Below are 12,803 nucleotides of genomic sequence, written 5' to 3'. Positions count from 1 at the left end.
GGTCGCTATCTGGGCGCGAGAAGAATCCATTACTCAGCGGCCACAATGTGGATCATCGCGCCCGGCATGGACAATCAACCCAGCTTCATCACGCTGGCACAGCGCGAAAAGTAAAGCATGTGACACCCTCGGGCAGAAGAGGCTGGCACGCCAACGAGAGCGATGGGAGCCCCCCGACAAAGGGCCATGTTCAGAATGCCACACTGGCATGCGCTGGCACGCGGTGCTCCCGATACACAGCAACCAGTGTCCGCAGGGCATCGCGCGAGCGGTGATCCGTCAGTGTCGAATGGAGCATGATCCTCGACGAGGGCAACGCGGGCAGGCCCAGACGCTGCCCTACTTCCACCGCATCGGGTGGCGCCAGACGGCAAGATAACGCAGCGACCGCCAGCCCGGCCGACACGGCGGCCATGACGGCCGAATGACCTCCACCAACAAAGACTTCACTCCACTCAATGTCAGCACCACTCAGTGCTCGAATGGCGATGTCGCGCACACCACAACAAGGTGCGAGGGCGGCCAGTCGTACCGGTTTCCCTGGCTGATGATAGAAGCCGGGAGCGGCAAACCAGCCAAAGTGCTCCGGCCCCAAATCTTCACCACTGCGGCGATCATCTTCCTGGCGGACAATCACAGCGTCGAGCGCCCCTTCGTCAAAGGCGTTGAGCAAGCTGCGGGAATTCTCCAGCCGCACTTCGATTGTCAGGGCGGGATCGCGCTCGCTGAGCCGTGCCAACAACAACGGGATTTCGGGCCCCGCCACATGCTCGGCAATGCCCAACCGAAAGCGTCGGCTTTCGCAAACCAGCGCGACCATGGCGCGGTCATGGGCGGCAACGAACTCACGGGCCGGATTGAGAAAGACACTGCCCTGCGCCGACAGCCGCACCAGCCTGGGGGTGCGTTCGAGCAGTTTGTAGCCGAGTCGATCCTCCAGGCGCTTCAATTTCACGCTGATGGCGCCCTGGGTCGTCCCCAGGGCCTCGGCGGCTCTGGTGAAACTCTGAAAATCAGCGATGGTGACGAATGCCAGCACCGACTCCACATCAAGCACCTGTCGAGTCATGAACCATCCAAATTTGTTGTCTCTGATATACCCAACCATACCATTGAGCAATAGTTCTGTATTCCCTAACATCCTTCATCGAGGTGTCGTACGTGTCTTTTTGCGTGCGGCTCGCTCTTGAGGTGGCGCCTAACAGGCCCCCCATGTTCCCATCATTTGAAGGTACCCCATGACACTGTCACCAAGACGCCAAGGCTCCTTTGCCCTGGCTGCCGTCTGCTTGTCCGCGTTGATGCTGGGACTGGAGATTTCCAGCGTCCCGCCCATTCTATCCACCATAGAGCAGGTCATGGGAGCCAGTTTCCGGCAGCTCCAATGGATCATGGCCGCCTATACCATTGCGATGACAACCATCCTGATGGGCGTTGGTACCCTGGCCGACCGTTACGGTCGTAAACGCATCTTCACCATCGGCATTCTTGCCTTCGGCGTCACGTCGCTCATCTGTGGACTGGCCGAGAGCGCCGCCGTGTTGATCGTGGCACGCTTTCTCCAGGGATTGAGTGCTGCGATGATGCTGATCTGCCAGATTGCCATCTTGTCCAATCAGTTTCGGGATGGGCGTGAACGCGGCGCCGCCTTTGCCTGGTGGGGGATGGTGTTCGGCGCCGGTCTCGGCTTTGGCCCGATAGTGGGTGGCGCCATCCTGGCGCTGGCGAGCTGGCAATGGGTATTTCTGATCCACGCGGTCCTGGCCGTCATGACCTTGCTGCTCAGCCAGATAGGGGTGCAGGAGTCCCGCGATCCTCATGCGACCCACCTCGATATCAAAGGGATCGCCACCTTGTCGGTTGCCGTGTTCTGCCTGGTCCTGTTCGTCACTCAAGGTCCGGTGCTTGGATTTGGCAGTGCCGCCGCCATGAGCATCATAGGAATGTCCATGCTGAGCTTCGCCAGTTTCGTGGTTGCCGAGCGAACCAGCCGTAGGCCCATGCTGGAGTTCTCAATGTTTCGGGTGCGCAACTTTTCCGGTGCCTTGCTCGGATCCATGGGGCAAAACTTCAGCTTCTGGCCATTCATCATCTATCTGCCGATCTATTTCCATGTGGCTTTGGGGTATGACAACGTGCAGACCGGCCTCGCCCTGCTGGCCTACACCTTGCCCACCCTGTTCATCCCGCCACTGGCTGAACGCTTGGCGATGCGCTATCAAGCCGGCATCGTGATCCCTGTGGGGCTATCGATCATCGGCATGGGCTTCGTGCTGATGAGAGCTGGCAGCCAGTCTGCCCAACCGGGCTGGCTGCTCTTGCCGGGGGCCGTCTTGGCAGGAATTGGGCTGGGTTTAACCAACACCACAACCACCAACACTATTACCGCCGCAGTATCAGCCGAACGGGTAGGCATGGCGTCGGGAGCAGATACCAGCGCCAGGATGATCTCGCTGGCATTCAACATCGCCGTGATGGGGTTCATTCTGGTTGAAGGCATCATGGCCTATCTGCGCAACAAGTTGGGTATTGTCGAGGGGGCGAGCCTGCGGCTTTTCGCGGAAAAAATAGCCGCCGGGGATATCGCTGTGCTGGAGCAACATAGCGCCTTGCTGCCGCACATCGCCATCCCCGCCGAAGCGGTCAATGAGGCTCTGGTCGCCGGATTTGGCTGGGTCATGGTTTATGGGGCGGCCAGCGCCTTCCTGCTGGCAGCGATCAGTTTCTTCATCTTTTCACCCGGGAGATCCGTACAGCGCAATCCCGAAATGCCGCAGAACACCTAGCAAAGGCCGCAAAGGGCGGGAAACTGCACCACCCTGTGGGCTAACTCACGCCAGGAGACGAGTCACGGCCCCTGAGACTCATCACGCGCCCCAAACAATAAGGAGGTCTGGTAGTTGATGGCAGACCTCCTTCTTTCGCAGCTCAAGCCAACCCTGTCATTGGCCGGATCAGCTGGCCCCAACCAGCAGTGGCTGCCAGTTGAAATCGAACTGGCTCTTGCCCTCCTCCGCCAGGGTCAGCTCCTCCAACACCCGCAGCGCCATCTTGTTGCCCCCCTGGGCGGCCTGAAACAGCCACTGCCTGGCCTGAACCAGGTCCACCCGGCCATTGACCCCCATCAGATGCAAAATGCCAAGCTTGAGCATGGCGGGCACATCACCGTTGCGGGCCGCCAGATCCATCCAGTGAAACGCCAGCGCCAGATCCTGCGTCACCCCATGACCGCGCAGATAAACCTCCCCCAAGCGATATTGACCAAAGGCATCACCCCCCTCGGCAGCCAGGCGATAGAGGCGAATCGCCTCAGCCACATCCGCGGTACTGCCCTGCCCCAGCTCATGGCTCCATCCCATCAAGGCCTGCGCTCTGGGTTCTCCCGCCTCGGCTTTCAACTGCCAGATCCCGACGGCTTGACTGAAACGCCCCTGCTGCCAGGCGCGCTGGGCACTGTGCATCTCGTCTGCACCATCCGGCAGCAGACGCCAGATCAGCACACCGGTCAGGCCAATGAACAACCAGCGGTAGCGTGACTTTGTCATAAGGAGTTCCGTGATCCAGTTCGCATTTGGTTTATGTAAACGAAATGTAATCTGGAACGCAAGCCTGAGCAGTACCGGGGGTTTGCGTCAGCCCCTGGCCCCTCCCCATCCTCATTGGATGAGGGGCCCATCCCACTGTCGTCTGGCGACTTGTCTTTGTCGGTCTCATCGCTCACAATGACTGTATATAAACACAGTTATTATGAGCAGTGAGAGATGGCTGGACGCGGTACCCTTCACAACCTGGATCATCGTTTCAGTGGCCTCCGCATCGAGGCCGTCGACGATGGCTGGCAACAAGGCATCGACTGGGCGCCCGAGTTTATGAATAGCGCCCCTCAAACCCAGGTGCACGGGATCCAGGCCAGGAGCATCATCAGCCATAACCAGTCGCCGGATGTACCCTTTAGTCGCTCCATCAACCCCTATCAGGGTTGTGAACATGGCTGTATTTATTGCTATGCCAGGCCCAGCCATGCCTACCTGGAGCTCTCCCCAGGGCTCGATTTTGAAACAAAACTGTTTGCCAAGCTCAACGCCGCCCACCTATTGCGTCAGGCATTTTCCAAACCCGGATATCAACCACAGACCATCGTCATTGGCGCCAATACCGATCCCTATCAGCCCATTGAGCAGCAATACCGCCTCACCCGCGCCTTGCTCGAAGTGATGCTGGCCCACAAGCATCCGGTAGGCATCATTACCAAGAGCGCCATGGTGCTCAGAGACCTCGAGTTGCTACAGGCTCTCGCCAGCGAAGACTTGTGCCACGTCATGGTCTCGGTCACCACACTGGATGAGGATCTCAGGCGAAAACTGGAACCCAGAGCCAGTACGGGGCAGGGACGGCTGGCGGTGATCGGCAAGCTGGCACGGGCCGGGATCCCGGTGGGAGTACTGGCAGCCCCCATGATCCCCAGGCTCAACGGATCTGAACTCGAGCAGATCATCAGCGCGGCCGCCGCGCAGGGGGCCAACCAGGCTGACTACATCTTGCTGCGCCTGCCCCATGAGCTGACGCAGCTCTTTGATGACTGGCTGACGTTGCACTATCCCGACAAGCGGCAGGCTGTCCTGAATCAACTGAAAGCCAGCCGGGAAGGCCGGCTCAATAGCCCGGCCTTCGGGGATCGCATGCGTGGCAGCGGCCAGTTTGCCGAGCTGCTTGCCCAGCGCTTTCGGCTGATCTGCAAACGCTCGGGGCTCAACTCGGCTCATACGCCCCTTAATCAACGCGCTTTTATCCGCCCCCATCAACAGTTCGAACTGTTCTAGCGTCACCCGCCCCGCCAACCCATCGAGATGAAAGGATGACAGCGTGGCAACAGACGGTGAGCCGGGCATCCAGGCAATGGGAGCAGACACAGGATGGAGAGGTTCAGGAGGGAACCGCGAACCCAAGTGAAACCATGGGATCACGGATAATGGAGTATCAAGAGTGGGAGCGTAGAGCGGAGCAAGGACTCTGCTGCGGGTAGTTACCACCAGGTCCTGGCTGGCACTGCCATCCCCAGGATGGCCCTGTGGCATCTAGCGGGAGACATATCCCCTCTCCCGCTTTACCACTGCCCCCTGCAGCGCAGAGAGCGGCTGAGCTTCAGGACGATTGGCTGCCTTTTAGCAATTCAACCGGGATCCTGGATGGCTCAAAGGCCACCAACTCCTCTTCCCGCTCAGCCCCAGACTCATCCCCGAACCATTTCGACCACCAGAGTTGTAACATCGCAGACTCCTCGACATGACACGACACCGGCTGATGTCGAGTGCAGCTTATCCTTGTGCCATGACAACCAGATGACATTCGGTCCTGCCGGCCAAGGAGCTCATGCTGAGCGAGACAACGCCAGCCAGATCCAAGGTTGCCGCCAGCCAACTGCAGACCATAAAAAAGAGCGCCCTAAGGCGCTCTTTTTTGCAGCAACTAGCCAACTCGGCCAGACGATGGAGTATTACTCCTCATCGGCCTGTTCGGCTTGATCACTCTGCTGAGCCTCGCCCGACTCGGGGACGATGTCACCTGCGGCGGCGGTACCGGCTTCAGCCGACTCACCATCCATCAGGACCTCTTCCTCGTCGCTTTCGGCGATACGCTGCAGACCGACCACTGTCTCATCTTCACCGGTACGGATCAGACGAACACCACCGGTGTTACGGCCTATGATGCTCACCTCGGCAACGCGAGTACGCACCAGGGTGCCGCCATTGGTGATCAGCATGATCTGGTCGGTATCTTCGACCTGGATCGCATCGATCACCTTGCCGTTACGCTCGTCCACCTTGATGGAGCGAACGCCCTGGGTACCACGGCTCTTGGTCGGGTACTCGGTCAGCGCGGTACGCTTGCCATAACCGTTCTCGGTAGCGGTCAGGATGGCGCCTTCGCCACGGGGGACGATGAGAGAGACCACCTTGTCGCCATTGAGCAGACGGATACCCCGTACCCCACCGGCGGTACGACCCATGGGGCGAACCCCCTTGAAGGTGCCCTTGGTTTCGCTGCCTTCGGCGGCGTCACTGCTGTCGTCATCACTGACGGCATCGGCTTCCACATCCTCATCGGCGTCGCTATCGTTCTCGACATCCGCATCGGCGCGGCCGCTGCCTTCATTGAAGCGAACCACCTTGCCCGCATCGGAGAACAACATGATCTCGTTGCTGCCATCGGTGATGTCCACGCCAATCAGCTCATCGCCCTCTTTGAGGTTGATGGCACGAATGCCGGAGGAGAGCGGACGGCTGAACGCTGACAGGCTGGTCTTCTTCACGGTACCGTCGGCGGTGGCGAAGAACACATACTTGTCGTCGCTATACTCTTTGACCGGCAGGATGGCGGTGATACGTTCACCCTCTTCCAGCGGCAGCAAGTTGATGATCGGGCGGCCACGGGCGCTACGGGACGCCTCAGGCAGCTGATACACCTTGAGCCAGTAGACCTTGCCACGGGTGGAGAAGCACAAAATGGTGTCGTGGGTGTTGGCCACCAACAGACGCTCCACAAAGTCCTCTTCCTTGATCCGGGTGGCCGACTTGCCACGACCACCGCGGCGCTGGGCCTCGTAGTCGGTCAGCGGCTGATACTTCACATAACCCTGGTGAGAGAGGGTCACCACCACGTCTTCCGGGGTGATCAGATCTTCGATGTTGATCTCGGCGCTGGAGGCGCTGATCTCGGTGCGACGCTCGTCGCCATACTGCTCGCGCACGGCCAGCAGTTCATCGCGGATCACTTCCATCAGGCGTTCCGGGCTTGCCAGAATGAACAGCAGCTCGGCGATCAGATCCAGTAGAGATTGGTACTCTTCCAGGATCTTCTCGTGCTCCAGACCGGTCAGCTTGTGCAGACGCAGGTCAAGGATGGCCTGGGCCTGCTGCTCGGTCAGGAAGTACTGGCCTTCACGGATACCGAACTCAGGCTCCAGCCACTCGGGGCGGGCTGCATCGTCACCGGCTTTTTCCAGCATGCCGGCCACGTTGCCGAGCTCCCAGCCGCGCGCGACCAGCTTGGCCTTCGCGTCGGCAGGGGTGTCGGAGTGACGGATCAGCTCGATGATGGGGTCAATGTTGGCCAGCGCAACAGCCAGACCTTCCAGGATGTGCGCCCGATCCCGCGCCTTGCGCAGTTCGAACACGGTCCGGCGGGTCACTACCTCACGGCGGTGCAGCAGGAAGGCATCCAGGATCTCTTTAAGGTTCATCACCTTGGGCTGGTTGTTATCGAGCGCCACCATGTTGATGCCGAACGTGGTCTGCATCTGGGTGTGCTTGTAGAGATTGTTCAGCACAATCTCGCCGGACTCGCCGCGCTTGATCTCGATAACGATGCGCATGCCGTCTTTATCAGACTCATCGCGCAGGGCACTGATGCCCTCGAGTTTCTTCTCTTTGACCAGCTCGGCGATCTTCTCGATCAACCGCGCCTTGTTCACCTGATAAGGCAGCTCGTGAACGATGATGGTCTCGCGACTCGTCTTCTCGTCCACTTCCACTTCGGCCTTGGCACGCACATAGACGGAGCCGCGACCGGTGCGGTAGGCCTGCACGATGCCGGAACGACCGTTGATGATGGCGCCGGTGGGGAAGTCTGGGCCGCTGATGTAGGTCATCAGCTCATCGATGGTGAGGGAGCCATTTTCGATCAGCGCCAGACAGCCGTTCACTATCTCGGTGAGATTATGAGGCGGAATGTTGGTCGCCATGCCCACCGCGATACCGGAGGAGCCGTTGACCAGCAGGTTGGGCACCTTGGTGGGCATGACAGCCGGGATCAGCTCGGTGCCGTCATAGTTGGGCACCCAGTCCACGGTCTCTTTGTCCAGATCGGCCAGCAGCTCATGGGAGATGCGCGCCATCCGGACTTCGGTATAACGCATGGCGGCGGCGCTGTCGCCGTCGACCGAACCGAAGTTACCCTGACCGTCGACCATCATGTAACGCATGGAAAAATCCTGCGCCATGCGGACGATGGTGTCATACACGGCACTGTCGCCGTGGGGGTGGTATTTACCGATTACGTCACCGACCACACGGGCCGATTTTTTATAGGGCTTGTTCCAGTCGTTCCCCAACTCGTTCATAGCAAACAGAACGCGGCGGTGAACCGGTTTCAAGCCATCACGCACATCCGGCAGAGCTCGTCCTACGATCACGCTCATGGCGTAATCCAGATAGGAACTCTTGAGCTCTTCTTCGATGTTGATCGGCGTGATCTCTCTGGCCAGATCGCTCATAGAAAGCCTTAATCCCTAATTAGTTGTTCTTTGGCATAAACAGCGCGACATAGTAACACAACAAGGGCCATTGCTTAAGTCGGAAATCGGGCTGGTTTGCATAAGTTGGTTCGTTATAATGCCCGCCAGGACAATAGATTGCGCTCCCGACGGGTCGAGCGCCCTGCCACAGGATTTTGCCAAGATGAACACTGACGCCAATGTCGATCTGACAGAAATTGCCAAATTCGAAGCCATCGCCTCCCGCTGGTGGGATCTGGAGGGTGAGTTCAAGCCGCTGCATCAAATCAACCCGGTGCGCCTTGACTGGATCACCGACAAGAGTGGCGGCCTGTTTGGCAAGCCGGTGCTCGACATCGGCTGCGGCGGCGGCATTCTCTCCGAGAGCATGGCCCGCCGTGGCGCCAAGGTGACCGGCATCGACATGGGCAAGGAGCCCCTCGGGGTCGCCCGCCTCCACGCCCTGGAACAGGGGGTCGAACTTCACTACCAGCAGATGACCGCCGAGCAGCACGCCGATGAGGCGCCCGGTCAGTACGATGTGGTGACCTGCATGGAGATGCTCGAGCACGTGCCGGATCCCGCCTCGGTGCTGCGTGCCATCGCCACCCTGGTGCGCCCGGGCGGCCGGGTGTTCGTCTCGACCATCAACCGCAACCCCAAGTCGTTCCTGATGATGATTGTCGGCGCCGAATACCTGATGAAAATGGTGCCCAAGGGGACCCATGACCACAAAAAATTCATCACCCCCGCCGAACTGTGTCGCATGGGTGAGGCCGCGGGCCTGCTGGTACGGGACATGAGCGGGGTGCACTACTCGCCGCTCACCGGCCACTTCAAGCTGGGCGCCAACGTCGATGTCAACTACATGGTGGAGTTTGTCCGCCCGGAGCTGGGTTGATGAGTACCCGCCAGACAAGCGTGCGCTGCGTGCTGTTCGACCTGGACGGCACCCTGCTCGACACCGCCCCGGACTTGGGCGCCGCGGTCAACCATGTGCTGATAAGCGAAGGCTTTGCCCCGCTCTCGGATGAGATCATTCGCCAGACCACCTCCCACGGGGCGCTCGGCCTGCTCAAGGCGGGTTTGGGGGACGAGCTGCTGGAAGAGCTGGGGGCGACGCGCCTGCGCAGCGCCCTGCTCGATTACTACGCCAGCCATCTGTGCGTCGGCACCCGCCCCTACGAGGGCATGATCGATCTCATCGAATGGCTGGACGAGCGGTCCCTGCCCTGGGGCATCGTCACCAACAAGCCGGGCTTTTTGACCGAGCCGCTGCTGGCGGCCCTGCCGGCCCTGGCCAGCTGTGGCGTGACGGTCAGCGCCGATACCCTGCCGGTGCGCAAGCCCGACCCCGCCCCCATGTATTTCGCCTGTGAGCAGTTAGGGGTCGAGGCCGCTCACTGCCTCTATGTCGGCGACCATGTGCGCGACATCGAGGCGGGCCGCAACGCCGGCATGTTGACCGCCATCGCCGGCTGGGGCTACCTGCATGGGGAGGATGACCCGGCTGCCTGGGGGGCGGATCTGCACTTTGATACGGTGCAGGCGTTGCATCACTGGTTGCGCTACGAACTCGGGTGACGCACAGCCAGACTCGCTGGATCCCGCCGGGATCAAAGATGGCCCATCCCGGCGCGTGCTCATGCCGCAGATGCGTCGCCGAGGGACCCTTGTCGCCATCCACTTGCCATCATTAACATGAAACAGACAGGGCCCGACGGGCCCTGTCTGTTTGCACGCACGGCACAGGCTCGATGACTCACTTTTTCACCGTTCTGCGCGGGGAACGTTGCCGCATAATGGCGACCATTTTTGGCGCGGATCGCACAGGGATTGTGCAAGGATCCAGAGGGGTGCGATTGCTAGTAAAACGGGGCTAGTTTCGCAAGAAAAAAAAGTTATTTTAATTTTATATCTTGGATAGGCAGGCTTGCTTTTCAGGGAGCGGACGAAGGAAAACCCGTTCACTGTGAGCAGTCACTAACTATCATGAGACACCCACAATTTATCCACAGCTATACCCCCATCCATACGTTGCAAAGCTGTGATGACCTCACTATCTTGTAGCTCGAACTCAAAATAACACTACATCTTGTGCCTCACCGCATATCGTCCCACTAGAAACGAGGGGCGAATTGGCTTGCTTGTCAAGCCTTGCGGTGAGTTTTTCGGGAATCAACTAAAGGTCATCAGCCAATGAACTTGTTTGTGACGAAGCGTAACGGCCACAAAGAACCCATCGATCTGGATAAAATTCACCGTGTGCTCGACTGGGCCGCTGAGGGACTCGACCACGTCTCAGTCTCCCAGGTAGAACTCAAGTCCCACATCCAGTTCTATGACGGTATCCGTACCGCCGACATCCACGAAACCGTCATCAAGGCTACCGCTGATCTGATCTCCGAACAGAGCCCGGATTACCAGTACATGGCAGCCCGTCTGGCCATCTTCCACCTGCGCAAGAAAGCCTACGGCCAGTTCGAACCGCCCCACCTCTACCAGCATGTCGCCCGTCTGGTAGACATGGGCAAGTACGACAAGCACCTGCTGACCGACTACAGCCAGGCCGAATTCGAGGAGCTCAACGAGCACCTGGATCACTGGCGTGACATGGACTTCTCCTACGCCGCCGTCAAACAGCTCGAAGGCAAATACCTGGTCCAGAACCGCGTCACCGGCGAGATCTACGAGAGCCCGCAGTTCCTCTATATCCTGGTAGCGGCCTGCCTCTTCTCCAAGTACCCGAAAGAGACTCGCCTGAGCTATATCAAGCGCTTCTATGATGCGGTCTCGACCTTCAAGATCTCCCTGCCGACCCCGATCATGAGCGGCGTGCGCACCCCGACACGTCAGTTCAGCTCCTGCGTGCTGATCGAGTGTGATGACAGCCTGGACTCCATCAATGCCACCGCCAGCGCCATCGTCCGTTATGTCTCCCAGCGCGCCGGCATCGGCATCAACGCTGGCCGCATTCGTGGTCTGGGCAGCCCCATTCGTGGTGGCGAAGCCTTCCACACCGGTTGCATCCCCTTCTACAAGTACTTCCAGACTGCGGTCAAATGCTGCTCCCAGGGCGGCGTGCGCGGCGGTGCCGCCACCCTGTTCTACCCCCTGTGGCACACCGAGGTGGAGAGCTTGCTGGTCCTGAAAAACAACCGCGGCGTGGAAGAGAACCGGGTCCGTCACATGGACTACGGGGTGCAGATCAACAAGCTGATGTACCAGCGCCTCATCAAGGGCGGTGACATCTCCTTGTTCTCCCCCTCCGATGCCCCCGGCCTGTACGACGCCTTCTTCGCGGATCAGGACAAGTTCGAGCAGCTCTACGTCAAGTACGAGCAGGATCCGGCCATTCGCAAGAAGACCATCAAGGCGGTGGATCTCTTCTCTCTGATGATGCAGGAGCGCGCCGGTACCGGTCGTATCTACATCCAGAACGTGGATCACTGCAACACCCACAGCCCGTTCGATCCGAGCGTGGCGCCGGTACGTCAATCCAACCTCTGCCTGGAAATTGCGCTGCCGACCAAGCCGCTCAATAACGTGGATGACGACAGTGGCGAGATTGCCCTGTGCACCCTGTCGGCCTTCAACCTCGGCGCCATCGAGAAGCTCGAAGATCTCGAAGAGATGGCCGATCTGGCCGTGCGCGCCCTGGATGCCCTGCTCGACTATCAGGACTACCCGCTCAAGGCCGCCCAGAAAGGCAGCATGAACCGCCGTACCCTGGGGATAGGCGTCATCAACTACGCCTACTACCTGGCCAAGAACGGCGCCCGTTACTCCGACGGTTCTGGTCTGGCGCTCACCCACCGCACCTTCGAGGCGATCCAGTTCTATCTGCTCAAAGCCTCGGTACAGCTGGCCCGTGAATTCGGCCCCTGCCCGGCCTTCAACGAGACCACTTACGCCCAGGGCATACTGCCCATCGATACCTATAAAAAGGATCTGGACGTGTTGTGCCAGGAGCCGCTGCACCTGGACTGGGAAACCTTGCGCGAAGAGATCAAGACCGTGGGTCTGCGCAACTCCACCCTGACCGCCCTGATGCCGAGCGAAACTTCCAGCCAGATCTCCAACGCCACCAACGGCATCGAGCCGCCGCGCGGCCTGGTGTCGGTCAAGGCCTCCAAGGATGGCATCCTCAAGCAGGTGGTGCCCGAGTACGAGCGCCTCAAGGATCAATACGAGCTGCTCTGGAAACAACCGAGCGTCGATGGTTACCTGCAGCTGGTCGGCATCATGCAGAAGTTTGTGGATCAGGCGATCTCTGCCAACACCAACTATGATCCGGCCCGTTTCGAAGGCAACAAGGTGCCGATGAAGCAGCTGCTCAAGGATCTGCTGACCGCCTACAAATACGGCCTCAAGACCCTCTATTATCACAACACCCGTGACGGGGCTGACGACACCCAGGCCGACATGCAAGATGACGGCTGTGCCGGCGGCGCCTGCAAGATCTGATAAACACCGAGCGGGAGCCTTCACTCCCGCTCTCCTGTTTCCCAATTCAAGACATTCAAATCAC

Annotated in this window: 8 protein-coding genes; 5 read left to right on the top strand and 3 right to left on the bottom strand. The window is 59.5% G+C overall.

The annotated features are described in order from the left end of the window. Positions 1-190 precede the first annotated feature (190 nt). Positions 191-1,069, bottom strand: a complete 879-nt coding sequence (locus tag BN1130_RS12695; protein ID WP_042042508.1) for a LysR substrate-binding domain-containing protein — start codon at positions 1,067-1,069, stop codon at positions 191-193. A gap of 169 nt (positions 1,070-1,238) precedes the next feature. Between BN1130_RS12695 and BN1130_RS12690 the strand changes: the two genes are divergently transcribed. Beyond that, positions 1,239-2,786, top strand: a complete 1,548-nt coding sequence (locus BN1130_RS12690; RefSeq protein WP_042042415.1) for an MFS transporter — start codon at positions 1,239-1,241, stop codon at positions 2,784-2,786. 168 nt (positions 2,787-2,954) lie between these two features. On the opposite strand, the gene BN1130_RS12685 is transcribed toward BN1130_RS12690, so the two are convergent. Next, the gene (locus BN1130_RS12685) at positions 2,955-3,545 is read right to left on the bottom strand and encodes a tetratricopeptide repeat protein (RefSeq protein WP_042042414.1); all 591 of its coding nucleotides are present in this window, start codon (positions 3,543-3,545) and stop codon (positions 2,955-2,957) included. 216 nt (positions 3,546-3,761) lie between these two features. Here BN1130_RS12685 and BN1130_RS12680 point away from each other — a divergent pair, with 216 nt between their 5' ends. After that, positions 3,762-4,820 (top strand): PA0069 family radical SAM protein, encoded by a 1,059-nt coding sequence (locus BN1130_RS12680; protein WP_042042412.1) that lies wholly within the window; start codon positions 3,762-3,764, stop codon positions 4,818-4,820. A gap of 674 nt (positions 4,821-5,494) precedes the next feature. Here BN1130_RS12680 and gyrA read toward each other — a convergent pair. Beyond that, positions 5,495-8,272, bottom strand: coding sequence for a DNA topoisomerase (ATP-hydrolyzing) subunit A (gene gyrA, locus BN1130_RS12675; protein ID WP_042042411.1), 2,778 nt, complete (start codon positions 8,270-8,272; stop codon positions 5,495-5,497). Between the two features lie 184 nt (positions 8,273-8,456). Between gyrA and ubiG the strand changes: the two genes are divergently transcribed. The 3 genes from ubiG (at position 8,457) to nrdA (ending at position 12,739) form a co-directional block, all read left to right on the top strand. Next, entirely contained in the window at positions 8,457-9,173 is a 717-nt protein-coding gene (gene ubiG / locus BN1130_RS12670) for a bifunctional 2-polyprenyl-6-hydroxyphenol methylase/3-demethylubiquinol 3-O-methyltransferase UbiG (RefSeq protein WP_005907197.1), read from the top strand. Next, entirely contained in the window at positions 9,173-9,856 is a 684-nt protein-coding gene (locus tag BN1130_RS12665; protein WP_042042410.1) for an HAD family hydrolase, read from the top strand. Before ubiG ends, BN1130_RS12665 begins: the two co-directional genes overlap by 1 nt. Positions 9,857-10,471: 615 nt before the next feature. Continuing rightward, positions 10,472-12,739, top strand: a complete 2,268-nt coding sequence (gene nrdA, locus BN1130_RS12660) for a class 1a ribonucleoside-diphosphate reductase subunit alpha (protein ID WP_042042409.1) — start codon at positions 10,472-10,474, stop codon at positions 12,737-12,739. Positions 12,740-12,803 lie beyond the last annotated feature (64 nt).

It is taken from the genome of Aeromonas rivuli (genome assembly GCF_000820045.1).
Taxonomy (GTDB): domain Bacteria; phylum Pseudomonadota; class Gammaproteobacteria; order Enterobacterales; family Aeromonadaceae; genus Aeromonas; species Aeromonas rivuli.
Note: the sequence above shows the minus strand (reverse complement) of the source record. Positions and strands in the feature narration are given on the sequence as shown.